This is a genomic window from Paenibacillus sp. B46(2026), assembly GCF_056786355.1.
The window spans coordinates 5516801-5542601 of the sequence record NZ_CM165907.1 but is presented as its reverse complement, the minus strand read 5'-3'; the positions used below and the strand labels follow the sequence as shown (position 1 = coordinate 5542601).

The 25801-nt window shown below is 47.0% G+C and carries 23 protein-coding genes and 1 other annotated feature; of the genes, 16 read left to right on the top strand and 7 right to left on the bottom strand.

The window, feature by feature from the left end; all coding sequences use genetic code 11:
• Positions 1 to 208 precede the first annotated feature (208 nt).
• On the top strand, positions 209 to 2008 hold the full coding sequence (locus AC1S8V_RS24590) for a M3 family oligoendopeptidase (RefSeq protein ID WP_482071141.1): 1800 nt from the start codon (positions 209 to 211) through the stop codon (positions 2006 to 2008).
• A 272-nt stretch (positions 2009 to 2280) separates the two neighbouring features.
• Positions 2281 to 2694, top strand: coding sequence for an O-methyltransferase (locus tag AC1S8V_RS24585; RefSeq protein ID WP_482074576.1), 414 nt, complete (start codon positions 2281 to 2283; stop codon positions 2692 to 2694).
• A 78-nt stretch (positions 2695 to 2772) separates the two neighbouring features.
• Here the strand turns inward: AC1S8V_RS24585 and AC1S8V_RS24580 are convergent, their stop codons facing one another.
• Both AC1S8V_RS24580 and AC1S8V_RS24575 read right to left on the bottom strand, forming a co-directional pair.
• A complete protein-coding gene (locus tag AC1S8V_RS24580; RefSeq protein WP_111269531.1) occupies positions 2773 to 3006 on the bottom strand; it encodes an alpha/beta-type small acid-soluble spore protein in 234 nt (77 codons plus the stop codon).
• A 205-nt stretch (positions 3007 to 3211) separates the two neighbouring features.
• A complete protein-coding gene (locus AC1S8V_RS24575; RefSeq protein WP_482071140.1) occupies positions 3212 to 4186 on the bottom strand; it encodes an aldose epimerase family protein in 975 nt (324 codons plus the stop codon).
• A gap of 246 nt (positions 4187 to 4432) precedes the next feature.
• Positions 4433 to 4701: a binding site (T-box leader), on the top strand.
• A 73-nt stretch (positions 4702 to 4774) separates the two neighbouring features.
• Here AC1S8V_RS24575 and trpS point away from each other — a divergent pair.
• Positions 4775 to 5767, top strand: a complete 993-nt coding sequence (gene trpS / locus AC1S8V_RS24570; RefSeq protein WP_482071139.1) for a tryptophan--tRNA ligase — start codon at positions 4775 to 4777, stop codon at positions 5765 to 5767.
• A gap of 118 nt (positions 5768 to 5885) precedes the next feature.
• On the opposite strand, the gene AC1S8V_RS24565 is transcribed toward trpS, so the two are convergent.
• Entirely contained in the window at positions 5886 to 6086 is a 201-nt protein-coding gene (locus tag AC1S8V_RS24565; protein WP_145325066.1) for a hypothetical protein, read from the bottom strand.
• A 120-nt stretch (positions 6087 to 6206) separates the two neighbouring features.
• Here AC1S8V_RS24565 and AC1S8V_RS24560 point away from each other — a divergent pair, with 120 nt between their 5' ends.
• Positions 6207 to 6428, top strand: coding sequence for an alpha/beta-type small acid-soluble spore protein (locus AC1S8V_RS24560; RefSeq protein ID WP_056702318.1), 222 nt, complete (start codon positions 6207 to 6209; stop codon positions 6426 to 6428).
• Positions 6429 to 6545: 117 nt separating this feature from the next.
• Here AC1S8V_RS24560 and AC1S8V_RS24555 read toward each other — a convergent pair whose 3' ends face one another.
• The gene (locus AC1S8V_RS24555) at positions 6546 to 7526 is read right to left on the bottom strand and encodes a metal-dependent hydrolase (protein WP_482071138.1); all 981 of its coding nucleotides are present in this window, start codon (positions 7524 to 7526) and stop codon (positions 6546 to 6548) included.
• Positions 7527 to 7966: 440 nt separating this feature from the next.
• Between AC1S8V_RS24555 and AC1S8V_RS24550 the strand changes: the two genes are divergently transcribed.
• The gene (locus tag AC1S8V_RS24550) at positions 7967 to 8578 is read left to right on the top strand and encodes an SCO family protein (RefSeq protein ID WP_482071137.1); all 612 of its coding nucleotides are present in this window, start codon (positions 7967 to 7969) and stop codon (positions 8576 to 8578) included.
• A 75-nt stretch (positions 8579 to 8653) separates the two neighbouring features.
• Here the strand turns inward: AC1S8V_RS24550 and AC1S8V_RS24545 are convergent, their stop codons facing one another.
• Positions 8654 to 9001 carry a toprim domain-containing protein gene (locus AC1S8V_RS24545; RefSeq protein WP_036605733.1) on the bottom strand — a complete coding sequence of 116 codons (348 nt, stop codon included), beginning with the start codon at positions 8999 to 9001 and terminating at the stop codon, positions 8654 to 8656.
• Positions 9002 to 9490: 489 nt separating this feature from the next.
• Positions 9491 to 10666 carry an MFS transporter gene (locus AC1S8V_RS24540; RefSeq protein WP_482071136.1) on the bottom strand — a complete coding sequence of 392 codons (1176 nt, stop codon included), beginning with the start codon at positions 10664 to 10666 and terminating at the stop codon, positions 9491 to 9493.
• A 190-nt stretch (positions 10667 to 10856) separates the two neighbouring features.
• On the opposite strand from AC1S8V_RS24540, the gene AC1S8V_RS24535 reads away from it, so the two are divergent.
• From AC1S8V_RS24535 to AC1S8V_RS24485, 11 genes are all read left to right on the top strand, one after another.
• On the top strand, positions 10857 to 11339 hold the full coding sequence (locus AC1S8V_RS24535) for an ATPase (protein WP_186327914.1): 483 nt from the start codon (positions 10857 to 10859) through the stop codon (positions 11337 to 11339).
• A 69-nt stretch (positions 11340 to 11408) separates the two neighbouring features.
• The gene (locus tag AC1S8V_RS24530; protein WP_482074575.1) at positions 11409 to 12503 is read left to right on the top strand and encodes a transglutaminase domain-containing protein; all 1095 of its coding nucleotides are present in this window, start codon (positions 11409 to 11411) and stop codon (positions 12501 to 12503) included.
• Between the two features lie 105 nt (positions 12504 to 12608).
• Positions 12609 to 14651, top strand: coding sequence for a peptidoglycan D,D-transpeptidase FtsI family protein (locus AC1S8V_RS24525; protein ID WP_482071135.1), 2043 nt, complete (start codon positions 12609 to 12611; stop codon positions 14649 to 14651).
• 396 nt (positions 14652 to 15047) lie between these two features.
• Positions 15048 to 16997, top strand: a complete 1950-nt coding sequence (locus AC1S8V_RS24520) for a peptidoglycan D,D-transpeptidase FtsI family protein (protein ID WP_482071134.1) — start codon at positions 15048 to 15050, stop codon at positions 16995 to 16997.
• Between the two features lie 237 nt (positions 16998 to 17234).
• On the top strand, positions 17235 to 18179 hold the full coding sequence (locus tag AC1S8V_RS24515) for a metal ABC transporter solute-binding protein, Zn/Mn family (protein WP_482071133.1): 945 nt from the start codon (positions 17235 to 17237) through the stop codon (positions 18177 to 18179).
• Between the two features lie 31 nt (positions 18180 to 18210).
• Positions 18211 to 19032, top strand: coding sequence for a metal ABC transporter ATP-binding protein (locus tag AC1S8V_RS24510; protein WP_482071132.1), 822 nt, complete (start codon positions 18211 to 18213; stop codon positions 19030 to 19032).
• A gap of 3 nt (positions 19033 to 19035) precedes the next feature.
• The gene (locus AC1S8V_RS24505; RefSeq protein WP_482071131.1) at positions 19036 to 19995 is read left to right on the top strand and encodes a metal ABC transporter permease; all 960 of its coding nucleotides are present in this window, start codon (positions 19036 to 19038) and stop codon (positions 19993 to 19995) included.
• Entirely contained in the window at positions 19995 to 20867 is an 873-nt protein-coding gene (locus AC1S8V_RS24500; protein ID WP_047841304.1) for a metal ABC transporter permease, read from the top strand. Before AC1S8V_RS24505 ends, AC1S8V_RS24500 begins: the two co-directional genes overlap by 1 nt.
• 445 nt (positions 20868 to 21312) lie before the next feature.
• The gene (locus AC1S8V_RS24495) at positions 21313 to 22062 is read left to right on the top strand and encodes a Cof-type HAD-IIB family hydrolase (protein WP_076253219.1); all 750 of its coding nucleotides are present in this window, start codon (positions 21313 to 21315) and stop codon (positions 22060 to 22062) included.
• A gap of 3 nt (positions 22063 to 22065) precedes the next feature.
• Positions 22066 to 22557 (top strand): DUF456 domain-containing protein, encoded by a 492-nt coding sequence (locus AC1S8V_RS24490; RefSeq protein ID WP_017692400.1) that lies wholly within the window; start codon positions 22066 to 22068, stop codon positions 22555 to 22557.
• 61 nt (positions 22558 to 22618) lie between these two features.
• Positions 22619 to 24247: a putative polysaccharide biosynthesis protein gene (locus tag AC1S8V_RS24485; protein WP_482071130.1), complete on the top strand. Its 1629-nt coding sequence runs from the start codon at positions 22619 to 22621 to the stop codon at positions 24245 to 24247.
• 197 nt (positions 24248 to 24444) lie between these two features.
• On the opposite strand, the gene AC1S8V_RS24480 is transcribed toward AC1S8V_RS24485, so the two are convergent.
• Positions 24445 to 25731, bottom strand: coding sequence for a DUF2515 family protein (locus tag AC1S8V_RS24480; RefSeq protein WP_482071129.1), 1287 nt, complete (start codon positions 25729 to 25731; stop codon positions 24445 to 24447).
• Between the last annotated feature and the right edge of the window lie 70 nt (positions 25732 to 25801).

The window sequence follows — 25801 nt, the reverse complement described above, 5'->3', positions numbered from 1 at the left end:
GAGCGTAGGGAAACTACGTGAGCAACGGACATTTCGGCTGAATTTCATATTCGATGCTGATGATGCCGTTAGGCATGATTCGTAATCAAAAGTGGACTTTTTGAACAACCTCTATAACTATTTCTCTAGTATAGAGATATGGCACACATAAAACCAGTTTTTAATTCAATCCTAATGATCCAATTTATAGAGAGAGGTGCCTGATTAAATGAAAACGCCATTACACCCCGTATGGGATCTGGAGTCCATTTTTAGTGGAGGTTCTTCCTCCGAGACATTCGCTGCGTATCTGATTGAACTGGAAGAGGATGTACGTAAACTGCAACATCTGTTAAACGAAACACCTGCACCGACTTCATTAGGAGAGACGGCAGCATTTGATCCCATTTTGGAGCTGCTGCAAAGCTGTTATGTCCGCATATCGGAAGGTTCTGCGTTTGTATCCTGCCTCTCATCGCAAAACCAGAAGGACAAGAAGGCAACGCAGCTTCAGGGGGCCATTAGTTCTCTTGCTGCGATGCTGAACGGCAGCAAATCGAAGTTCGATAATACACTTAGTCAGACCTCGGATTCGGTGTGGGACGCTTGGATTGCTCGGGAAGATATCCAGCCGCTGGCATTTGCTTTGAACGAGAGTCGCACGTTGGCTCGTGAGAAGCTGTCGCCGGAACTTGAGGGCCTTGCTCTGGATCTGGGTGTGGATGGTTACCATGGTTGGGGCAAATTCTATAACACCATTGTCAGCAAGGTAAACATTCCATTTGAGCAAGATGGGGAAACGGTGATGCTGTCCGCAGGACAGGCTGCCAACAAGCTGAGCGATAGCGATCGGAATGTACGCGAGACGGTATTCGCAAACTGGGAGCAGGCTTGGACCGATGTCGAAGATTTCTGCGCTGATACGCTGAATCACCTTGCGGGATTCCGTCTGAAGTTATATGAGAAACGTGGCTGGGATGATATCCTCAAAGAACCTCTGGCCATCAACCGGATGTCACGTCAGACACTGGATACGATGTGGGATGTGATTAACGGTGCCAAACCTGCGCTTGTTCAATATCTGGAGCGCAAGGCAGAACTGCTGGGGGTAGACAAGCTCAGCTGGAGCGACGTAGACGCACCTGTAGGCCAATCGAGTGGGAAAATCACTTATGATGAGGCAGCCATCAATATTGTTGAACAGTTTGCCAAGTTCAGTCCTAAACTTTCTTCTTTTGCAGAGATGGCTTTTGAGAAACGCTGGATCGAAGCAGAAGATCGTCCTGGCAAGCGTCCAGGAGGATTCTGTACGTCTTTGCCACTTAGCAAAGCAACCCGAATTTTCATGACCTTCTCCGGGACACCATCTAATGTGTCGACTCTTGCGCATGAACTTGGTCATGGATATCATCAACACATTATGGAAGAGTTGCCTGCGTTGAACCAGCGCTATGCGATGAATGTGGCCGAGACGGCTTCCACGTTTGCCGAACTAATTGTAGCAGATGCCCTGGTACAGGCGGCAACAGATGAACAAGAGAAGCTGGCTTTGCTGGAAGACAAGATACAGCGCAGTGTAGCGTTCTTTATGAACATCCATGCCCGGTTCCTGTTTGAGAATCGTTTCTATGAACAACGCAAAAAAGGCCTGGTCAACGCGGATGAGTTATCCAAATTAATGGTGGAGGCACAGCAGGAAGCGTTCTGTGGTGTACTTGCATCAGATCATCCGCATTTCTGGGCATCCAAACTGCATTTCTATCTGACAGGTGTGCCATTCTATAACTTCCCATACACGTTCGGGTATATGTTCAGTGCGGGAATCTATGCGAGAGCACAGCAGGAAGGAACAGCATTTGCAGATAAATATGATGATTTATTACGTGATACAGGGCGTATGACCGTCGAAGAACTTGCTCAGAAACATCTGGGTACGGATCTGACACAACCGGATTTCTGGCAAAATGCTGCCGACTTGGTTATTGCCGATATTGAGCAGTTTCTGCGGATGACGGCAACCGAAAAATAGGTTGAACACATATATGGAATGGCTGCAATTCGGTGTTAACAGACACGGGATTGCAGCTTTTTTTGTTCGAAATCCTCATTTTGGATTCTCGAATATTTTGTCGTAATTGAGTGAAAAAACTCGGTTTAAGGAAGACGAATGGCAATTAATTGTGCAAGTTGTAGTTATAATTACCCAAGTTTATCATTCTTTGTTGAATGAGCACATTTGTTGTCATATAATGAGTCGTAAGTCCTTGTCGTGTAGGACTATAAGCTTATAGGAGGAGTGTTATTATGAAAATTGAACAGCTTTCATTAGCAAGACAGTTAGATTTGGTGTTCAAAGAGCTTGATCATGAATTATCAGGTTTAGATTCAGGGGTAGTTTTTGTGCAAATACGAAACAACGTAATTGGGAAATTTGGAATTCGACATAATCCGATAACCGGACGCGATGGACAGATGGAAATCGAGGATGGAGGATTGAACGATACCCAAAGGACTTCTTTCCGAGCGATGGCTCTGGAAACTTTGAAATTCAAGCATAATTGGACACATGGAGAAATAGCATATGACTTCACAGTAAGACAAGGTATGATTTTGGTAGATGCAACGATGGAATCTAACTACAATATGGCCAGCCTTATGATTCGTTACCCTAGAACCAATACATACAAGGATTCAGGTATGGAGTCGACTTCATAATTCATTGCACAAGAGAAAGCGGCACTTCCGAAGAAGGCCGCTTTTGTTTTTTACGCTACTTAAGCAAAAATTACGAGCTTACGAACGACCCGATAATTGCTGCTCAGCGATTTGCACCAGACGTTTAGTGATGTATCCACCCAGAGAACCTGTCTCACGGGAAGTATAGTTACCGTAGTAACCATCTTGTGGAATCGTTACACCCAGCTCTTGTGCAGCTTCCATTTTCAATTGTTGCAATGCTGCAGTTGCTTGGGGAACGACCAGGTTGTTGGAGCGGCTACCGCTACCTTGGTTTTGACTTCCGTACATATGTGTCACCTCCTTATGGGTTGGTGATGTTAGTATGGTTAGAGAATACGGAAATATACATGATATGGCGTAAGGGAAAATATGGATGATCATTGGTAGATATGTCATATAAAAAAGCCGACCCAATGCGGGTCGACAAGTTGTATAAGGATATCAAAATATAGGGTCATATGTGCAAAAGCAACATAGAGGATGATCAGCTCGCTTAGTCTGTAGGAGGTATAACCTCAATACGTGTAAATAGCTCAACAGGCTGTTCCGGTTCCAGACGAATTAACCCCGTCTGATCATCCGATAAAGCCAGATTGGGTGCATCCGGGAGCCAAGTGTACGGTTCAATGCACAAGAACTGATCAGATTCGCCTTTGGTAAAGAGAACCCAGTGTTTGAAAAATGCTTCATCTGCTGAATATTTCAATGTATATCCGTCTTGTCTGCGTAAGTAAGCCGTGGCTGGTTCACCTTCGGTAGCTTTCAACAAGGTATCCCAGTTACGTCCCTGCAAGTTGATGCCTTCGTTCAGAGCAGACCATTCACCTAGAGATTCCAGTTCACCTGTGGGTAATTGTTCTTCATTCTGTCCGTATAGTCCGGAAACAGGCAGTTGCAGTGTCCAGTCAGCAGGTTTGCCGTCTAACAAAAACCATGTATGATATCCCATCCCGAAAGGAGCAGGAGTTGAGCTCAGATTGGTGACCCGCAGACGCTGGCTAAATACAGCGTTTTGCAGTCTGAATGTCATCTCGAGCTTCAGGGGAATCGGGAATTGAGCCATCCAGTGCTCTTCATTTTCAGTCAATAATTCAGTCGTAATTGCACAGCCGTCTTCATCTTCCTCAATGTCACTGACACACCAGGATTGGGTACGGTGGAGACCGTGAATATGGTTGTCATTCGCCGTGTTCTGATCGAACTGGTAACGAACACCTTCATATTCGAATTGTCCCCGATGAATGCGTCCAGGTGGAATCAGAAGAGGAACGCCAAAATGGTACGGCTTCTGCAGATAAAAGGCAAGATCGTCTTCATCCGGACGGCGGACGACATCTCGGTCCTGCACTAAATCGCGAATAGAGATAATATTATTTCCAAGACGCGGCAGCAGGGTAATTTCCAATTCACGGCTATGTAGGATATACGTGTCGTAACCATTCCATTGGCCTTTGGTCACTTGTTTCATATCGATGCTCCTTTTCCCACTTGAAATCTGTCTGCAAGCAGTCGTGATGATTAGGCTGCTGCAGGCGTGTCATTGTGTACATGCCAGCTATTTCCTGTTCTACTTCCAGTGAAGCAGGGCTATAGGATAAGCAATTCCATCATAACAGATTTTGATGTGCGGGGTAAAAAAGTTCATCTCATTTTGACATTCGGGCCTGTGCGCATTAAGATGGAACTCTGAAAGCATTTATTAGAATTGAATGACATGAAATCGATGACAGGGATAAGTAGGTCAAGAGAATCCTCTTCAGAAAGCCGGTGGTTGATGCGAACCGGTGTGAGCTCTTTATCGAATGGACCCTTGAGTGTGGATTTGAACAGGCGCAGCCAGAGACGGGCTTGCCTCATTAGAGTCTGCCGTATAATCCACGTTACGGAACAATGAAGGCGATTCTTCAGCTTGACTTGAATTCAGGGTCAGGAGCAATGGAAGAAAAGCGAATAAGGGTGGCACCACGGTCTCACGTCCCTTGCGGATGTGGGGCCTTTTTGCGTTCGCAGAGAATGGCGGAGCTTTTTATTTACAATCAGGGAGGCGTTATGTGCAATGAAAACAGTACTTTCAGGTATTCAACCGAGCGGCAAGCTCACATTAGGTAATTATATTGGTGCAATCAAAAATTTTGTGAAACTTCAGCATGACTATCAGTGTCATTTCATGGTGGTTGATCTTCATGCCATCACCGTGGCTCAAGAGCCAGCAGCATTGCGTGAGCAGTCAGAAGCTGTAGCTGCGCTGTTTATTGCAGCAGGCATTGATCCGTCGAAATCCAATGTATTTCTGCAATCCCATGTACCACAGCACGCGGAACTGGGCTGGTTGATGACAACGCTGACCTCCATGGGTGAGCTTGAGCGTATGACTCAATTTAAGGATAAATCATCCGGTAAAGATTCTGTTGGTGCCGGATTGTTCGTGTATCCATCATTAATGGCGGCTGATATTTTGTTATACAATGCTGACCTTGTGCCAGTAGGTGAGGACCAGAAGCAGCATTTGGAACTGACACGTGATCTGGCAGGACGTTTTAACCACCGTTATGGGGACTACTTCACCATTCCAGATCCGTATATTCCACAGGTGGGTGCTCGGGTAATGTCACTTGATGATGCCTCTTCAAAAATGAGCAAAAGTAACCCTAACGCTGGCAGCTATATAGCTCTACTTGATCCGCCAGATGTTATTCGCAAAAAAATCAGCCGTGCTACTACAGATTCTGGACGCGAAGTGCTATACGATCCGGCGAACAAACCGGAAGTTAGCAATCTGATGAGTATCTACGCTGAATGTGCCGGTATGACGCTTAAGGAAGTAGCAGAGCGTTATGAAGGCAAGATGTATGGTCCGTTCAAAAAGGAACTGGCTGAAGTGGTTGTGTCTGTGATTGAACCTCTACAACAACGGTATAATGAGATTCGTGAGTCTGGCGAATTAGCCGAAGTCTTGGATACGTCAGCCCGCCGTGCAGAAGAAGTAGCTGCTCAAACGCTGGATGCAGTGAAAGAACGTATGGGGTTTGTTCCTAGACGTAAACTGTAGTGCTGAACAAGATCTTCATATGTAACGGGATGAATAGTTAACATGAATAAAGAGGAGCTCTTATTGAAGGACTCCTCTTTATTTTGTACGTTCAGTGTTGAGTTATAAAATGACCTGCTCAAGAAGTAGGCTCTGAAGCAGTCGAGCGCACTTCCTGACGTTCTTTTTTGGCACGAATCACAAATCCCCAACCAATGTTGGCAATGGACAGGACAAATAGTAGTGCAGCAAGCCAACCGGAGTAGGAGATCGTAATTGCTGTAACCGCTAACAAGATAATTGAAGAAAATGCGAACCATAAGGATAAGCCTTTGCTCATTGGGAAAAACCTCCACCTATAAATTTAGTGAAATTCCGTATAACCTGAAGCGTACGAGCCATAATAATCTTGCAAGCTTGCAATACATTACAGACACAGATTGAAAGGAGATTATAAATTATGGCTCAAGGATCTCGTTCTTCAAACAACTTGGTGGTACCTCAAGCGACTGCAGCACTGCAACAATTGAAAATGGAGGCTGCACAGGAACTGGGTGTAACTATCCCACAAGACGGTTACTATGGCAACTACACTTCCCGTGAAACAGGATCTTTGGGTGGATATATCACCAAACGTCTGGTACAAATCGCTGAGCAGTCTCTGGCTGGGTCTGGCAAATAATTTATCTTAACCAAACAGCAACAAAACAGGATAAACAGAAAGCCCGGGGCGGAAACGCTCCGGGCTTTCTCGCGTATCAGTTCCTATGTTTGATTGTGCCTTGCCATGCTCGCTTCGTCAAGGGCGCGCGGATAAAAGTTTTTTATCCATCTTCTCATCGCTTAACCAGCCTACATACGTATCGATCGTTTCGAAATTCCGATCCATAACCACGACAGCGACAAATGGATATTGTTTCCGGTGACGATAACGTACATCTGCCCAGCGAACCTTGTAACCGGCAGGCAATTCTTCAACCTCTGCCACCGCATAGGAGGTGAAGTAAAGGAATGCACTGACTTCGGGCGATTTGCGTGAAGCAGCAACAGCCGCATGTGTAGAAGACGAGGCGTGCAGACTCCATGCCAGATTGGAACCATCCATTTTACCGATCTCATAACTGCCGTCCGCAATTCTTTTTACCACATGCCAGCGATTCCAGGATATCGTCGGAATGACAATGTATCTTACCTGCTCTGGGCTGTTGTCCAGCCGCCTAACCTTTCTGACTGCTTGTGCACGCGCAATCGTCCGCCATACATAATATAAACCTGTCAAGCTATACAACGTAACGAAGAGTGGTGCAGGGGCAAACAGATCAAAGGCCCATAACAGGATGGCCATGACATGAGTGGTGAATAGAAACGGATCAAAAATATGAATGATATTCCAGGCAATCCAGCGTTCGGTAAAAGGCCGGGCTGCTTGGGTTCCATAGGTATTGAACAGATCAGTGAATACGTGAACGCCTACGGCTACAGCAGTCCAAGTGGCAACGTGACCCATAGGGACTCCTGGGAATATCAGTGCAATGACGCCAGTGATGAGCAGAACCCATAACAGGAGAAATGGCAGAGAGTGTGACAGGCCCCGGTGATTCCGAATGTAAAGCGAATTGCTTTTGAGACGTAACGCAGTATCGATGTCAGGGGCTTGGGAACCAGCGATCGTGCCAACCATTACTGCAGCTGCAAGCATGGGGTTGGACGCGACCACAGGATCGATATAAGCCAGACCGGCTAAACCAATCCCCATGACAAAGTGTGTAGAGGTATCCATAACCGTCTCCTTTGTGTGGTGTATCGTTCTAAGGCATATTACTTCTCTATCTAGGTGATACCCATATATAGTGTATAATATCCGCCTGTAAGGATGCAAAACACCCCTAATTTTAAATTAATGCCAATAAATGTATTATATTTAATGAACATACTTGGTTTGTCAAACTATTTCCGCATTTCCTATGATAAACTTTATATCGGATACAGAAAGAAATTTCACCTGATAATGCATGATACAATTCGAATGATGTACAACGTTGAAATAATGTATGGGCATTGTTCCTTCAAACCGTTACAATAATATAGAATCTCATAAAAAGTAGGTTTCTTTGAATACATATGTCACAATGCATGGATTAAGCGTAACGAACGTGAGGACTTTTTTGATTCACCTATGTATGCGTATTCATTAGAGAAGATATAGAAGGGACGAGGAAGATGCTGAAAAAGTACAAATGGACATGGATGCTACTGGGGCTCGCACTGATTATGGCTGTGTATCTGATGTGGGGCACCGTATTTGCCAGTAAGGAAAAATTACCCGAGATTCGCGAGATCCAATCCTTTTCCATGGAAAATGTAGATGGTAGTACGGTATCACTGGAGGATACTCAAGGGAAAGTCCGTTTGTTCTACTTTTATTTCACCAGTTGTCCAGATGTCTGCCCGATTACGACGTTTATGTTATCCCAGGTGCAGGATCTGTTGAAAGAGGACGACACCTTCGGTAAAGATGTCTCGTTTGTATCCATTTCATTCGACCCGAAAGTCGATACAAGAGAGAAGATTAAGACGTTCGCGGACCGCTTCCATGCAGATTATTCCGGATGGTACTTCTTGCGAGGGGATATGGACAAAACAAAACAGTTCGCCAGGGATTCATTCCAGATCCTGATCGATGGGGAGACTAAGGACGATTTTGCCCATATGAACATGATTGGGCTGGTGGATGAGAACAACCAGCTGCGTAAGGTATATAATGCGTTTAATACAGAGGACGTTGTGCCTGCTGTGATTGCCGAGGATATTCGGAATCTGATCAAGGAATAATCATCTGTTGCTCATATTGTAAAGGCTGCTTTCAGGTTGGATATCAACCCAAAGGCAGCCTTTTGGTATTTCACTTTAATAGGAAGGATGTTCAGGGTATTGGATGTATGTCTCTAACCCGGCTTTCTCCAGCTGGGCAATGATATACTCATCAGGCGTTCCTTCTACACCTGCATATCCTCGTCGTGTATACATCTGTACTGCATCCGGGAAAGCATCCCGAAGCACACCTCTAATTTTTTTACCGGAACTGTCATTATCCATAAATAAAAAGACTTCATCATATCCGACCTGTTTGCGCAAGGTCTCCAGTTTAAGTGAATTAAGCGTTCCGAACGTGCATAGAATGTTGATTTCGGGTCCAACCAGACGTTTTAGTTTGCTTCGGTCATTCTTACCTTCCACAATGACATGAATAGGCATCATATTCACCTCTTGTTCGAGAGCTTATGTCGACATTCCCCGGGAAATGTTGCAGCGAAAATCGACTGATTATATAAAATGGACTCCTTTCTTTACACGATTGCTAACTGGATAGAACAACCCATCAAGACAATTCTCTGAAATCTTATTTGATGTGCATCATTAGGTCAGTAATAGCTGGCAGTGGCCGTTCCGGTTACGGATCGTTCTTCCGATCACTGTTGTCTCCATATATTTCTGATTTACTTTTATAAAGTTAATATTTGGAGACAAAGGCGAACGCTATCGCTTCTTCAGAATCGATTCCGTCCCCTTCACTACTTTTGGCTCATCGTTCAACCTTAATGATGCTCTTCAATAAGATAAAACCTTCGGTGATTGTGAAACATAGATTTCCCAGTTAGCTTTTATAACGTGTAAAACATCAGTCCATTTTATATAGTTTAGCTGTAAATGGGGGAATGATGCAAAGCTAATGAAAATACTGGCCTAATTCAATATACTTTTGTGATCCGAAATGGAAGCTTCGCGTCTGGATGTATAGTATGGAAGCAGTAGCATACCAATCATTAACAAAATGAAGGCGATGAAATAGGGTGATACTCCGACACGGAGTTGCCCGGCTGTGATGGGACCGATGAAAGAACCGATGGAGGTGGCGATGGATTGCAGCGAGAATATTCGTCCCAACTTGCTCCCGCCGCTCAGACGAATAAAGAGGGTAGCCATAGCTGGAAAAATAATACCTTTGGACATCCCAAGTACAAACAATACGGTAGACAACGGAATTTGCGGAATAGCTGCCATTACAAAAAAACATAAGGACATCAGGAGCACACCCGTAACCAGTCGCAGTTTCGGGGAATACCGATTGAGAAATAACATGCTGAGTGTGGAGAGGGCCCCGATACTGATTATGGAGAACAATAGGCCGGTAGACATCATGGACGAATGTCCGCCTCCTCGCAGGGGTAATTCGAAGAAGAGAATCCCCTGAGCACAGGCAATAACCAGAGGCAGGGCAAAGTAGCGCCAGGATACCGGCAGGAATGCACTTGTAGCATCTGCGGGTGAAACATCAGGGTTAGCCGGTTCCGTTACTTTCTCATGTTGCTTGATGATACCACGGGGCATGGTCATGAATGCAATGACACCTGTGAGAATAAGCAGATAACCTAATCCTGAGAATGTAGCGGAGAATCCCATAGAACCTACAATGATCGCACCTGCTGCTGGAGATACAACTGAGGCGAGGGTGTGTACCACCCCATGACCCGACATATACTTCCCCTGTTTTACTGGATCGCTGGATAGCTGGGCAAGCAGGGCAAGACATGCCGGAGATAGGAAGGCCAGCACAAAACCGCTGATGGAACGCAGCGCCAGCAGTTGCCATGGGGTATGGACGTGGGCTTGCAAGAGCAGGATGAATCCTGCCCCAAGCAGACTGAACACAATGTAGCGACGACTGCCATGTTTATCAATTTGTGTTCCGGCAATCAGATTGCCAGGAAGATGCGTTAAGGAATAGATGCCCATCATCCAGCCGATGAATGTAGGGGCGGCTCCAAGCGAGATGGCAAAAGGGGTCAAAATGGGATACTGAGCGTGCAAATCAAATACGGCAAGGAACAAAAACAGGTATAGCCAGATGGCTGTTTTCACATAAGCCCCTCCTTGTTAAGCGATGCATGTTCACATTACAGGTCTTGAACGTGTTCTCCGTTCGCTAGCAGAACCTCATGGTACTACTTGTACGCCTGGCGGGACGAACTTAGACCGTTTATTTTTACGAGGGAGGGCTTAGCTGACAGCAGCTTCGGAAATCATGTATAATATTCGGGAAGTGTAACGAATGAATTCTAATACGGAAGGTGTAGTCATGAACATAGAAGTAATGAAAGAGTTTGTGATGCAGAACTGGCTGGTGATCGTGGTTGCGTTGATCATTTTGTTCTTTGTTCTGAATGTGGTTAAAACCGTATTGAAATGGGCGATTGCCATCATCATTATTGCGGCTCTACTGATATACAGCGGCATCTCCATTGATCAGATCAAACAGACAGTGACAGACGTACAATCCAGTACGATGGACACATTGAAGAAGGAAGCGACCAGCATGATGCTCAAGGAAGCTTCCAAAGCAACCTACGTCAAAGGACAGGATGGCGCATTCACCATCACAAGTCCCAATGTGGAGATTAAGGGCCGAACTCAATCGGATAAAGTTGATGTGACCTTCCGCGGAATTTCACTTGGTGAATGGAAACTCGACAATGAAACCATACGTACGTTTGTCGAACAGGCACAGGAGAACAAAACAGCACCAGCATCGTAGTAAAGGGGGAATCAGTACGTGCTGCAGAATTGGCTGGACAGCCTGAAGGAGTTTAATGGCATCACAATTATGCTGCTGCTGATTGTGGCTGCTTCATTATTGCAGGGTTGGTCCAGAGGGGCTTCGCGTTCAGCAGGCAGACTCTTCGGGTTCCTGATGGATGGCATTATGGCGGTGATTGGTATTCTGTTGTCAATCGGTTTAACGATGTGGCTTGCACCATATGTACAGCAGTGGCTGTCTGCGTATGCTTCTGCCATGCCTAACCGTGAGTTGAACCGGTGGGAACAGATGTATTATACGTTGGTTACGGCGATTGCAGATTTTCCGCTGATGCGGTTCGCTGTATTATTTGTACTTAGCTATGGACTCATCCGACTGATTCTCGGGTTCCTTTCTTCATTAATTTTTAACAGCAGGCAGGGGTCAGCCGAGGAAAGTGCGCCTAAAGGTATGTTTAGCCGGTTGACGGGTGCATTGATTGGCACGATCATAGGCTCCGTCCGCGGAATGATTGTCATTGCGGTCTTGTTCATGATTGTCAGTCTTTACCCCGGGAGCATGTTCAGCCGATATGTGGAGGCATCTCCGATCTATATGCAAGGGGCCAAAACGGTTATCGAACCGTTGTCTGGCACATTTATCAAGGACAAGCTTCCCGTATTTACGCAGGCTGTGCAGAAGGAACTGGGCGGCATCCTGCAACGCAAATATGAAGTCATTGACCATAATATTCCGACGGACATTGAATCTGCAGCGAGTGAGATTGTCAAAGGCGAATCGACAGATGAAGCCAAAGCAAGAGCGCTATACGACTGGGTAGGTTCACGTATTCAGTATGACTATGGTAAAGTGGATGACTATGAGCAAAAGGGCATATGGCATGAACAGAATCCACAGAATACATTTGATACACGCAAAGGCGTATGTATTGATTATGCCCGTCTCTATGCTGTGATGGCCCGTTCACAAGGACTTGAAGTCAAAGTCGTTACAGGACTTGGTTATAACGGCCAGGGAGGGTACGGTCCGCATGCGTGGAATGAGGTGTATTTGAGTGATTCCGAGAGCTGGATTCCGCTTGACCCGACATGGGCGATCAGTGGAGATTGGTTTAATCCTCCGAATTTTGCCGACACCCATCTAAAGGATCAATCAGCTTGACATTACAACGGACATGGGTCCTTAATATGACGACGTTGCCAGGTTATCATGCCGCGAAGAACCAGTTTGAGCGGTATGCATCAAGTCATGAAAGAGGTAGGATGGATGAAAAAGCATTCCAATGAGAAGGATGAACTTACAGACAAACGGCGTTTTAGTTACCGTATGAACGTATTTTTCTTCGCTTCCTTTGTTATTTTTAGCGTTATTATTGTACGTTTGGCGTTTTTGCAATTTGTGGAAGGTCCTGAACTCAGTCAGGAAGAAGCGAGTAATATTACCAAGGATGTACCGCTTCCTCCTGTTAGGGGAACGATCTATGATTCCACAGGTGAGGTGAAGCTGGCGTATTCCAAGCCCATTCAGTCTCTATACCTGACGCTGTATAAAAACTATGGGGATGTAGATGGGCAGCCGAGCCCTAACATAGGGGAAGTGCAGGATATTGCAACCCGGTTGCATGATGTGTTTGAACAGTACAAACTGAAGGATTCAGAGTCACTTACAGTGGAACAGATTATTGAAGAGATGGACTTGAATTCACGCAAGGCGAACGGCTTCATGCCACGGCTCATTAAGAGTGATCTATCTGAGGAAGAGGTCGCTTATTTCCTGCAGCATAAGGACGAGTTCAAAGGCATCCAGATTGTTGAGGAAAGTGTACGGTTCTATGATCCGGATACGGTAGCGGTTCAGACGATCGGTTATCTGAAAAAATTCAAAAGCTCCAAAGCATTGAAGAAGTACGAAGAGATTGATAAGACCAATAAAACACAAACGGATCCGGGTCTTGTGTATACGGAGAATGAATTCGTAGGCTTTGACGGACTGGAACTGCAATATCAGGATGCTCTCCGAGGCAAAAGCGGATATACATCCGTTGATGTGGATTTGCGTAACTTGCCTGAAGGTGTGGCTGGTTCTACCCCGCCGGAGAAAGGGTATGACCTGATTTCCAGCATTAACAAGAACGTTCAGATGAAAACGGAACAGGCCATTTTGGATCAGTTGAGCTGGCTTCACCGGAACCCGGTTTCCGGTAAATTGCATCCGAATGCCAAGACAGGATTTGCAGTTGCGATGGAAGTGGATACGGGGAAAATCGTATCCGCTGCGAGTATGCCCGATTATGATACCAACGTGTGGAGAACTGGCGGTATAAGCACGGAAGATTACGAAAAAATAAAATATATTTATCAGAATGGTACGATTAGAGGGTTCCCGCCAGATGATAGTGGAAAACGGGCAGAATCTGTTGTGTTGCTCGGTTCAACGATCAAACCGCTTAGTGTATTGATCGGTTTGAAGGAAGGTTTCTTCACTACAAATACCGTATATTCAGATAGAGGTTCAACGACCTTTGGTGGAGACAACCGTAGAGTGCAGAACTCTTCAGGTCATGTGTACGGTGCGATGCGTCCGCGTGATGCGATTCGTCATTCCTCGAACGTGTTCATGATCGACGAGATCGGGAAGAAGCTGTACTCGAAGTATGGTGCGAAGGGCATTGGCGTATGGGATAAGTACATGGAGAAATTCGGTCTTGGTGTGTCTACAGGTGTAGACTTGCCTAATGAGAAGTCTGGTCTCAAAGAATATGAGAATGAATTGGAGAGTTCTTTAACACGTCTGGTATATGCCTCCTTTGGTCAGCAAGGGAAATATACAACCATGCAGTTAGCACAGTACACTACAATGCTGGCGAACAAAGGAAAACGCATGGAACCACAACTGGTTAGCGAGTTCCGGGATTCGGAAGGCAATGTGGTTGAGAAAGTGAAACCGAAAGTACTCAGCACGGTAGAATTTAACGATGCCTATTGGAATGAAGTGCAACGAGGCATGGCCACCGAAGTTTCGGCATTTAGCGGCTTCCCATATGATTTCGCCAGAAAAACAGGGACATCGACACAACTCGTCGGCGGTAAACTGGTGGATAACGGGGTGTTTATCGCCTACGCACCACGTAATAATCCGAAGCTTGCTGTCGCTGTGGTTATTCCCGAAGGGGGCTTTGGTTCGAGCAGTGCGGCCCCGGTTGCACGTGCGATCTTCGACGCCTATGACGAGGAATTCGGTCTCGACGGTGTACCGAAAAAGGACAAAAATAAAGATTCAGATTCAGATTCGGAATCAGGCACACAGTGATGTAAAGTATTCGTTTAGAGAGAGGACCTTGGCGGGTCCTCTTTTTTGTTATTACGGTGAGAATGGATCGTAAGGGTGAACTAATTAGTTGCATTAATATGTAACCATATGAGCTGTACCACGTTTAAATAAGGGAAGGGTAAACGCGATCCGGAGAACGGGATAACGTTGATATGTCAGTGTTTACATTGAAATCGGTAGATTGGTTAGTGTAACGGTCTGTTTACGAAAATGTAACCAAATATTGAAAGACGTGACAGCTGACCTTTGGTAGACTTGTATGAGAAAGGATTAAATATCAGATTGAACACGTGCACAATACGTATTAAATAATATTATTTTTATAGAGGAACGGGAGAGGCTTAATACATGTTTAACCGATTGAGGAAGAAACCCATGACTGAGGAAGATACACCCGTCAACAAGCCTTCCACCGCAAGGCTGAATCTGTTTTTTTTCGCGGCATTTGTCATATTCAGCATCCTTATTTTCAGATTGGCCTTTGTGCAATTTGTGGAGGGTCCTGAACTGACGTATATGGAAACGAGTCGTAATACCAAAGATATCCCGCTTGCACCTGTTCGTGGTCCCATCTATGATGCGACAGGGGAAGTCGCGCTGGCTTATTCCGAACCTGTACAGTCCCTGTATGTGCTGTTGTATGAGGATTATCGGAATGATGAACGTAGACAGGAAGCAGAGGAACTGGCTCATGATCTGGCGGCTGTGTTTAAGCAGTTTAATCCCGGGGACAAAGAGCAGCCGGACGCGGAAGAGATCATCAAACGATTGGATCTGGATTACCAGAAAACGTTTGGCTATGTACCGAGGCTGGTGAAGTCGGATCTATCGACCAAAGAAATTGCCTTTTTCATGGAGAAAAAAGCGGAATATCCAGGCGTTATGGTGCTGGAAGAAAACATAAGAAAATATGACCCGGATGGCGTAGCGGTTCAGGTTGTCGGTTACACAAGAGAGTTCAAACGGGCACCGGATTCTATTGCCAAATATAAGGCCATCCGTGAAGGGGCAAGTACCCAGCGTGATCCAGGGCTTGTCTATCATGAAGAAGAGAAGGTTGGCTTCGATGGGCTGGAGCTTCAATACCAAGAAGAACTCCGTGGACGAAGCGGATATCAGTCCATTGATATTGACGCACGTAATCTGCCAGATGGGACGATGTTACAAACACCACCGGAGAAAGGCTACAGTCTGGTTTCCACCATTAACAAGGAAATTCAGATGGCCGCACAAGAAGCGATAACGGACGAATTGCGCAGACTTCCCAAAGCAATTACCGGATACGCAGTCGCCATGGAAGTGGATACAGGAAATGTGGTGGCCATGGCAAGTATGCCGGATTATGATCCGAACGATTGGGATTATGACAAAATTAAATATGTGTTCCGAAACGGAACCACCGAGTCATTCCCACCGAATGATGATAAGCCTAGACGGGCAGAATCCGTTGTACTTCTTGGGTCAGTGATCAAACCGCTAAGTGTGCTTATTGGATTGAAAGAGGGATTATTTACAGCAGGACAGACCTATCATGATCCGGGATATGCCATTCTGGGGAAAGACGGCCGACAAGTGAGGAACTCACATTCTGCTTATAATGGTTCCATTACCGCCAGAAAAGCGATCGAGAAATCGTCCAATGCGTTCATGATCGACATGGTGGGTAAACGTTTGTTAAGCAAATATGGCTCGGATAAAGGAATTGATATCTGGGACAAACACATGAAGGAATTTGGCTTGGGTGTGTCCACTGGTGTAGATCTGCCTAATGAATTTCTGGGTAGGCTAGAATATAATAATAAAGACGAATCAGTTCTAACACGTTTGGCATTTGCCTCCTTTGGACAACAAGCCAAGTACACCACGATGCAACTCGCACAATATACCACGATGCTTGCGAATAAGGGTAAACGGATGGAACCACATCTGGTGAAGGAAATTCGTGACGCGGACGGTAATGTGGTGAAAGAGATCAAACCTAAGGTGCTCAATGAAGTTGATTTTGCCGATGCGCATTGGAATGAAGTTCATAAAGGAATGGTTACCAAAGTAAGTTCATTTGACGGTTTCCCTTACGATTATGCTCGGAAAACAGGAACATCAGAGCAGGGGACAGGGCCGAACAAAAAAGAGAATGGTGTGTTTATTGCCTTTGCACCACGGGACAATCCGAAGCTTGCTGTCGCTGTTGTTGTGCCGGAAGGTGGGTTCGGGTCAGTCAGTGCTTCACCGATTGCACGGAAAATCTTCGATGCATACGATGAAGTGTATGGTCTCGATGGAACGCCAAAAGGGAAGAAAGACGAAGGAAAAGACAACGAGTAATGTAAAAGAAACGTAGCAGATGTAGCTCTTTTAACATCATAACCAGAAAGTTAATGAAGTGAATTAAATACATTTGGACAGGCAGGGGGAATTTATCCCTTGCCTTTTTTTTTGGCTTCGGATAAAATTTGCACAAGGGAAACATTATTAGTCTTGATTAAAATTTAATACCTTGTACAACAAAATTAGATTGAGACAAGTATTTTAGGAGAGGGAAAGGGGACGGTTGAATTGTTAATGGTGAAAATGAGGAGTATTCAGAGGGGGGTCATTACGCTAGCGGCTCTGGTTCTGGTTGTCGTACTTACGGCATGTTCCAGTGATGCAGAGACGAGCAGTGGTGGCAAGCTACAAGTAACCGCTACAACGGGAATGATCGCTGACGTAGCACGTGAGGTAGGCGGGGCATATGTTGATGTTACCGGGCTAATGGGCCCGGGAGTTGATCCCCACTTGTACAAGGCATCCCAAGGTGATATTCGCAAGCTGGAACAAGCAAAAGTCATTTTCTATAATGGACTGCATCTCGAAGGCAAAATGACAGACATTTTGGAAAAAATGTCCTCAAGCAAGCTGGTTACTGCCGTTACAGAGACTATTCCAGTCGAGGAGTTGCACTCAGGCAAAGATACAGGCGGCACCGAATATGATCCACACGTCTGGTTTAACGTCAGCCACTGGATGCATGCGGCAGAAGCCGTACGCGATACGCTCGTGAAGGCGGACCCGGACCATGCGGAAGAATACAAGGCTCAGGCAGAGACGTATTTAGCGAAGCTCGAAGCGCTGGATGCCGAGGTACGTGAGAAGATTCTGGAGATTCCGGAAGCAAGCCGGGTATTGGTTACGGCGCATGATGCATTTGGATATTTCGGTCAGGCTTATGGGATGAAAGTGATGGGGCTTCAGGGCATCAGTACAGCAGCCGAATATGGTGCAAAAGATGTTAGCGAACTGCGGGATTATCTCGTGGATAACCATATCAAAGCAGTATTTGTTGAATCGAGTGTGCCTGCGAAAGCGATGGAAGCCATCATTGCCGGAGCAGCTCAAAAAGGACATACGGTCAGCATTGGTGGAGAACTTTTCTCAGATGCCATGGGGGCTGAAGGAACGGAAGAAGGCACATACATCGGTATGATTCGCCACAATGTTGAGACAATTGTAGAAGCCCTGAAATAATGAATCACAAGAAGAGAGGAGTTATAGGATTATGAATGATACAACTTTATTGGAACAAACTCCTACGAAACTGAACAACAGCCACTTGCAGGGAACGCAGCCAACATCGGCTCCTCTTAGTGTGAGGGATCTGGCTGTTGCGTATCATAAAAAACCAGTGCTTAGCAGCGTATCTTTTGATATCCCGGAAGGACAACTCATCGGAATTCTCGGACCAAATGGCGCAGGGAAATCCACCCTGATCAAAGCCGTTCTGGGACTGGTACCGAAGATGCATGGCGAGGTTCGGATATTCGGACAATCGTACCGGGAACAACGTCGTCGTATCGGATATGTGCCACAACGGGAATCGGTCGACTGGGATTTTCCAACGCATGCACTTGATGTAGTTATGATGGGAAGATATGGTCATCTAGGCTGGTTCCGTCGTCCGGGGAAAAAGGAGCGGGACCTGGCAGCACACTGCCTGGAGCAAGTCGGCATGGGCGATTACATGTACCGCCAGATCAGTCAGCTGTCCGGTGGACAACAGCAGCGTGTCTTTCTGGCACGGGCACTCGTGCAAGACGCGGATCTGTATTTCATGGATGAGCCGTTTGCAGGTGTGGATGCCACCACGGAGAAAGCGATCATTTCGCTTTTGGAAGAGTTGAAGAAACAAGGCAAGACAGTACTGGTCGTTCACCATGATCTGGCGACAGTCGAGGAATACTTCGACCATGTGCTGCTGCTCAATGGACGACTGGTGGCAGGCGGACCAACAAGCGAAGTATTTGTACCGGATACACTGCAAGAGACGTACGGAGGCCGGATTGCGATGATCGGAAGCCGGACGGAGAAAGGCCAGGTGTAGTGCATGTGGAACTGGATCATTGCCATCTTGTCCGACCCCAATACACGTTGGATATTGCTTGGCTGTCTGCTGCTGGGATTCAGTAGCGGAATTATTGGCTCCTTCACCTTTCTTCGTCGGCAGAGCCTCATGGGGGATACCCTCGCTCATGCTGCTCTGCCTGGGATCTGTATTGCATTTATGTTGACGGAAACGAAGTCCGTAGGCTTATTCCTGTTCGGTGCGCTGGTGGCCGGTATTGTCGCTACCTTCGGAATTTCCTGGATTACACGCTACTCCCGGATCAAGCAGGATGCGGCGATGGGAATCGTATTAACTGTATTTTTCGGAGTTGGCGTAGTGATGCTGACGCGCATTCAGCATGGGGCGAGCGGAAGCCAAAGCGGACTTGATAAATATTTGTTTGGACAGGCGGCGTCCATGGTCATGACGGATGTGTATGTCATGGGTGGCGTATGTCTCGTATTACTGATTGCCTGTCTTGCCTGGTTCAAGGAATTCAAACTGGTGAGTTTTGACCCGGGCTTTGCACGAGGTATGGGACTTCCAGTTGCCATGTTGGAGCAACTCATTTTGCTCTTGACGGTGATCGCGGTGGTTGCCGGGATTCAGGCCGTTGGTGTCGTACTTGTTGCGGCCTTGCTGGTAACTCCGGCTGCAGCGGCACGCTGCTGGACCGACTCCCTTGCACTCATGGTATTATTGGCAGGCATATTTGGTGCATTGAGCGGAGCGACGGGTACCATCTTCAGCACGCTCGTGCCCAATCTGCCGACAGGACCTGTAACGGTTCTTGCGGCTACGGTGCTGTTTGCCGGATCAGCCTTGCTCGCCCCACGTCGTGGATTGTTAGCCCGACGGTTGCGTAGTATTCAGGCAAAGTCCGCATATATGCGTAAAGAGCGAGCTACACTCCAGACTCTCGCCGCACAGCGAAATCAGCAGGAACGGGGGGAGATGTAATGGCAACGTTTTGGATTATCTTGACGGCCGTTTTGGTATCTTCTGCTTGCGCCATCCTCGGTTGTTTTCTGATTCTGCGGCGAATGGCTCTGGTCGGTGATGCGATCAGTCATGCGGTTCTCCCCGGTATTGCGATTGCTTTCCTGTGGAGCGGTTCCAGAGATTCATTGTGGATGCTGCTCGGCGCAACGGTGTTTGGACTACTGACGGTGTTCTTCATACAAAGTCTGCAGGCGGGTGGACTTTCGTCCGATGCCTCAATCGGAATTGTGTTCACAGCACTCTTCGCAGTAGGGGTCATTCTCATTAGTCTGAACGCCCAGCATATTGATCTGGATCTGGACTGTGTCCTGTTCGGTGAGATCGCTTATGTGCAGTGGGATACGCTAACCCTTGGAGGTACGGATGTCGGGCCGAGGGCGGTCTGGATGCTGGGCATCACTTTGCTGGTCATCCTCGTTGTCATCGGACTGTTCTACAAACAGTTCAAGCTGTGTGCGTTCGATCCGGCGCTGGCTGCAGCCTGCGGCATTCCGGTGGTGTTGTTCCACTATCTGCTCATGGGACTCGTATCCATGACATCCGTAGCTTCATTTGAGAGTGTGGGGTCCATTCTCGTTGTGGGTATGCTGATTGTACCCGCGGCGACGGCTTACCTGCTCACAGATCGTCTCGGAAAAATGATTCTGTATGCTGTCCTGATCGGAGCAGCTTCCTCGGTTGGAGGTTACATCATGGCATACGCGCTGGATGCTTCCATCGCGGGCTGCATGGTGGCTGTTGCTGGAATTCTGTTTGTTCTCGCACTGCTGCTGTCACCGAAACATGGCATCGTATTCCGTTATGCTCGTCGCAAATTTGCGGCACGGTAATCGAATTTTAAGTGAATAACGGGTTGATAAACCCAAATAACAAGAAGCCGCCTGCTTTGCAGGCGGTTTTATATCGTGTCTGGTCATATTCTTTTACAAGGCCACCTGATATAAGAAATGGAATATACATCTGTAGTGTAGCGTCAACGTTCCGATTACGGGTTATTTTGTTGCATACAGATGATCTGTGGTAAAATGTCGTTAGCTGTGACGTCCGGAGCGTCCGTTTTTGTGGATGCCGGGCGATCTTGTCGTGAGAGAATGTTTAAAATTAGATTAAAGAGAACCTTTAAGTTGAACTGGAGATACATTGGGAAACGGAGAGGGCAGAAAGGACCTAGAGAAGGGAATTACAACTACTCTGAAAGGTTTTCTGCCCGCGTAGTGCCTGAATGGATATCCATGAGTTCAATTTGGAGAGAGACGCCGGAGGAGGAATTACTGTATGAGTGAACTGAAATACAAATTGCTGGCATTGGATATGGATGGAACATTGCTTAACGATAATCATGAAATTACACAGGAGACCGCCAAGTGGATTCAGATTGCCATTCGTCGGGGGGTACATGTGTGCCTTTCCACGGGAAGAGCCGTATTCCACGCGATGCCTTATGCGGTGCAGCTTGGACTGGAGACACCGATGGTTACCGTTAACGGTAGTGAGGTCTGGAAAGCACCGCATGATCTGCATATGCGTCATCTGATGGACCCGGCATTGATTCGCCAAATGCAGGAAATTGGTGAGAAATATAACAGCTGGTACTGGGCATACTCCGTGGAAGAGCTGTTCAACCGTGATCGCTGGACAGACAATATTGAAGGTCTGGAATGGCTAAAATTCGGCTTCAATACCGAAGTGGACGAAGTTCGTCACCAGATTATGATGGAACTGCAACAAATGGGTGGTCTGCAAATGACGAATTCTTCACCTGTTAATATCGAGATCAACCCTGCTGGCGTATCCAAAGCCAGTGGTGTGGCGGAAGTCTGTAAGTTGCTGGGCATAGAGATGTCCGAAGTCGTTGCTGTCGGAGACAGTTTGAATGATCTGGCTGTCATTGAGGCCGTGGGTCTGGGTGTAGCGATGGGCAATGCGCAAGAGCAGGTGAAGGAAGCGGCTGATCTGATCGTAGCGAGTAATAATGAAGACGGCATCGTCGAAGTGATCCGTGAACATATTTTGAAGGGGGAGTAACCTTTGCTCGCAACCGTTGCCTGGATTTTAATTGTACTGCTGTTTGCAGTGGGGATGGCTGGAACGGTATATCCCATACTGCCTGGTGCTGTAGCGATTTTCTTCGCGTTTCTGGTCTACGGCTGGTTCTTCAGCTTTGATCCGTTTGGTGTGTGGTTCTGGATCATTCAGATTCTGATTGTTGTTGTGTTGTTTGTGGCTGATTATGTCGTTAGCGCATGGGGCGTGAAGAAGTTCGGTGGCTCCAAGTTATCGACCACGCTGAGTACCATTGGTGTTATCATTGGCCCATTTGTCATTCCGGCATTCGGACTGGTGCTGGGACCATTTATCGGTGCTTTTATCGGAGAACTGATCGGAGGGTCTTCACCATCCAAAGCGTCGAAAGTAGGATTTGGTTCCGTCGTGGGACTATTTACAAGCACTGTGATGAAAATTATTTTGCAGATCGTCATGATTGTTCTCTTTATTATCTGGGTGGTAAGATTCGCCTAAACGTTCGGGATTAGCTTCAATGGGATGCACGTCCGGTGTGGAGGAAAGAAGGGGAATTGGTTTGTCTAAGAAAGAAACATTCATTAAGGGTACGCTCATTCTGGCGGCAGCTGCGCTAATCGCGAGGGTACTCGGATTGGTTCAACGGGTACCGCTGGAGCATATCCTCGGAGATATAGGTAACGCATCATTTACCATCTCCAATACGGTATATTTAATGCTGTTAACTGTAGCAACGGCGGGCATACCGAGTACACTTAGCAAAATGGTGTCGGAACGCTATGCGCTCGGACGCGCGGGTGAAGCACAGCAGATCTACCGTGCAGCCCTGATCTTTGCGGCTGTTGCCGGGGTGGTCATGTCTGCTTTATTGTGGTTCGCGGCGCCTTATTATGCTACGTATGTCTCCAAAGTACCGGAATCGGTCAGCGCCATTCGCGCCTTGGCCCCAGCCTTGCTGCTCTTCCCGGCCATTGCGATGATGCGTGGATATTTCCAGGGACGTGGCAACATGACAGCAGGCGGCATTTCACAGATTGTGGAACAATTCGCCCGTGTAGGTACAGCCATTATCGTGGCTTATGTCATGCTGCAATGGAATTATGATGACCAAACGATTGCTGCGGGTGCCTCATTTGGTGGGGTATTAGGAAGTGTTGGTGCCTTCGGTGTCATGTTGTACTTCACCTTGAAGCTGCGACGTAGCGACCGTGCCGCCCAATTGAATTACGAGCGTGCAGAACAGTTACCGATGCGTGGCATCTACAGTGATATCTTCAAGCTGTCTATTCCAATTGTGCTGTCCTCACTTGCGGTGCCAGCCATTAACTTCATCGATTCATCCCTTGTGGTACCACTGCTTAGTGGCCAGATCGGACTTGAAGAAGCGACAGGCGTCCTTGCGATCCTTGGTGCCAAGGCTCAAAGTATTGCGGGTATTCCCCCAATTCTGGCTATCGCGCTCAGTCAATCATTGGTGCCTGTCATTTCGGCAGCATTTGCCCGCAAGGATGAAGCGCATCTGAAGAGTCAGGTTACACTTGCGTTGCGCATTTCGATTCTGACAGGTATGCCGATTGTCATTGCACTTTGTGCGGCAGCATATTCGGTTAACGGATTGCTGTTTACCAATCTGGATGGAACGCCGATCATTGCCTTGCTGACATTCGGTACCATTTTCCAGATTACGATGATGACCACCAACTCCATTTTACTCGGGGTAGGGAAACCGCGGATTACGATGGTCAGTGTGGCAGCAGGTGTTGTAATCAAACTGATCGCAAGTCTGATTTTGGCGCCGATCTTTGGTATTTATGGCATCATTATTGCAACGGCGCTGTGTTTCTTGGTTATCACATACCTGAATCTGCGGGTCCTTCGCAAAATCGTTGATTTCTCCATCATGGGAGATCGTTGGAAAGGGTTTATCATTACAGTGCTGCTTGCAGCAGGTGTAGGATTTGCAACGAACTGGATTGGCAATATGATCTTTGGTTTGTTCTTGCCAGCACGTGTATCCTTCTTGTTTACCTGCCTTGTGGTTGGTGTGCTTGTGATGGTGGTGTATCTGGTTCTCATGGTTGTGCTGCGTGTACTGCGCAAGGACGAGCTGGGCAGTTACCCCCGTATTCTGCAAAAAATTCTCCGTCCACTTATGCGTCTTCAACGTGGAGTCGGGCAAAGAGGATAACCTTCACGAAATATCTAGGCCTCATCATTCGGTCAAAATACGATACAAGCTCTGTCTGCTGTTGAAGCGGACAGGGCTTTTTGTATAGTTAAGGCGAGCTGAGCGACTGAGTTGGACAGTAGGCAAGCAAGCCTAAATTAGCTGTACTTCGGGTGTTCGCATGATCTGGATTAACCTGTTCTATGTGATCTTCACAATTAGTGTGTGATGGCTTTCGCATCATGAGCCAGTGCTGTTTTCAACATGCCATACCGGTGTTCGTGACTCATCTCAAACAACCATGGGCGGCGTGGTGCCGTCAGATAACCGAGACAATCCCGAGTTTGAAGCCAGTCCTGTCGGGTGATCGGTTCATAAGGCGTGTCTCCCCATACGGCGAGCAGCTCCGGACTATACAATCGTTGCCCTTCGGGTAACCATTCTTCATTGAGCAGCTCCTGAGCGTAGAACGTACGATCACCCGCCTTATCTTCATGATGGGTAAACAGGCCAGGCCAATACTCGGCTCGTGAGCCATGATGGGGAACTGAACGTGCGAATTCCAACACTTTTGTGTGGACTTGCTCCACCCCGAACAACAGGGCATATAGGCCTTTGCCAAACCTAATTCGCTCATCCAGCTTGCCAAAATGTTCAATCACTCGCCCTGCGAGCCCGGCTTCCCGTCCAAGTGGAAAGACGATATGATTCAGACCCGCCAGATTATGCAGATGGAATGCGGGTTTGGAGAGTACTTCTTTTTGAAAATAAGGATGTTGCACCACCCGGCTTTCGATATAGTTCTGCTCATTAATAATTAATGCCACACTAAGCAGTGAACTGCACCGTTCCAGCCAAAAGCGTTCCCAAAACGGCGTCATGAACGCCGATACGTGAAAGTGCGACAAGAGATGGAAACAGCTTCGTCCGATCCGGCGACTGTTCATATACAGCAGAAGTTGGGGATATGCATCCTGGAAAATGAGTGCATTGCACCGTTCTAACAGTCGATACATATGCTCACGATCGCTTTGATTCTGTAAATTATGCATCAAGTCACTCTGAAGATCAGTCATGTGATATCCGCCGTTGCGAGAGACCATATGAGCCAGTAGTGCCCAATGCAGTTCAGGATATTGCTCATAACATTCCAGATAGGCTGCCGTGCGAGTGATGTTACTCCGATTATGCTCCTGGGTAAGCGTCTTAATCTCTTCCAGAATGATGCAATCTTCTTCACAGACGAGTGCACTTTGGATCTGATCGGTACGTGCAAAAGACTTGCCGCTGCCAGGCAACAAACGTTCCACCTCAGACTGTAGGGCAGCTGCCGTATCTGTATCCCACTCGATGTCACGCAACGGGTGACGAAGCTGTGCTGAAGCTTGCCATGCGGCCTGTTTGCCACGCCATACTTCACGGGCAGCCCCCGGAATGGAACGGACCATCTGCAGGAGGGACCCGTGATGCTGTGCGTTGGAAGAATCGGTTCTGGTGGAAGTCATAAGTTGACATCCTTTCATGATGTTCTAAGTTTAATTTCACAGACCATGTGGTTTATTCTAAGTATGCGCT

Coding starts and splice junctions, on each gene's coding strand:
- AC1S8V_RS24590 (WP_482071141.1), top strand. CDS start 209: ATGAAAACGCCATTACACCCCGTATGGGATCTGGAGTCCATTTTTAGT.
- AC1S8V_RS24580 (WP_111269531.1), bottom strand. CDS start 3,006: ATGTACGGAAGTCAAAACCAAGGTAGCGGTAGCCGCTCCAACAACCTG.
- AC1S8V_RS24575 (WP_482071140.1), bottom strand. CDS start 4,186: ATGAAACAAGTGACCAAAGGCCAATGGAATGGTTACGACACGTATATC.
- trpS (WP_482071139.1), top strand. CDS start 4,775: ATGAAAACAGTACTTTCAGGTATTCAACCGAGCGGCAAGCTCACATTA.
- AC1S8V_RS24565 (WP_145325066.1), bottom strand. CDS start 6,086: ATGAGCAAAGGCTTATCCTTATGGTTCGCATTTTCTTCAATTATCTTG.
- AC1S8V_RS24560 (WP_056702318.1), top strand. CDS start 6,207: ATGGCTCAAGGATCTCGTTCTTCAAACAACTTGGTGGTACCTCAAGCG.
- AC1S8V_RS24555 (WP_482071138.1), bottom strand. CDS start 7,526: ATGGATACCTCTACACACTTTGTCATGGGGATTGGTTTAGCCGGTCTG.
- AC1S8V_RS24550 (WP_482071137.1), top strand. CDS start 7,967: ATGCTGAAAAAGTACAAATGGACATGGATGCTACTGGGGCTCGCACTG.
- AC1S8V_RS24545 (WP_036605733.1), bottom strand. CDS start 9,001: ATGCCTATTCATGTCATTGTGGAAGGTAAGAATGACCGAAGCAAACTA.
- AC1S8V_RS24535 (WP_186327914.1), top strand. CDS start 10,857: ATGAATTCTAATACGGAAGGTGTAGTCATGAACATAGAAGTAATGAAA.
- AC1S8V_RS24530 (WP_482074575.1), top strand. CDS start 11,409: ATGCTGCTGCTGATTGTGGCTGCTTCATTATTGCAGGGTTGGTCCAGA.
- AC1S8V_RS24525 (WP_482071135.1), top strand. CDS start 12,609: ATGAAAAAGCATTCCAATGAGAAGGATGAACTTACAGACAAACGGCGT.
- AC1S8V_RS24520 (WP_482071134.1), top strand. CDS start 15,048: ATGACTGAGGAAGATACACCCGTCAACAAGCCTTCCACCGCAAGGCTG.
- AC1S8V_RS24515 (WP_482071133.1), top strand. CDS start 17,235: ATGGTGAAAATGAGGAGTATTCAGAGGGGGGTCATTACGCTAGCGGCT.
- AC1S8V_RS24510 (WP_482071132.1), top strand. CDS start 18,211: ATGAATGATACAACTTTATTGGAACAAACTCCTACGAAACTGAACAAC.
- AC1S8V_RS24505 (WP_482071131.1), top strand. CDS start 19,036: ATGTGGAACTGGATCATTGCCATCTTGTCCGACCCCAATACACGTTGG.
- AC1S8V_RS24500 (WP_047841304.1), top strand. CDS start 19,995: ATGGCAACGTTTTGGATTATCTTGACGGCCGTTTTGGTATCTTCTGCT.
- AC1S8V_RS24495 (WP_076253219.1), top strand. CDS start 21,313: ATGAGTGAACTGAAATACAAATTGCTGGCATTGGATATGGATGGAACA.
- AC1S8V_RS24480 (WP_482071129.1), bottom strand. CDS start 25,731: ATGACTTCCACCAGAACCGATTCTTCCAACGCACAGCATCACGGGTCC.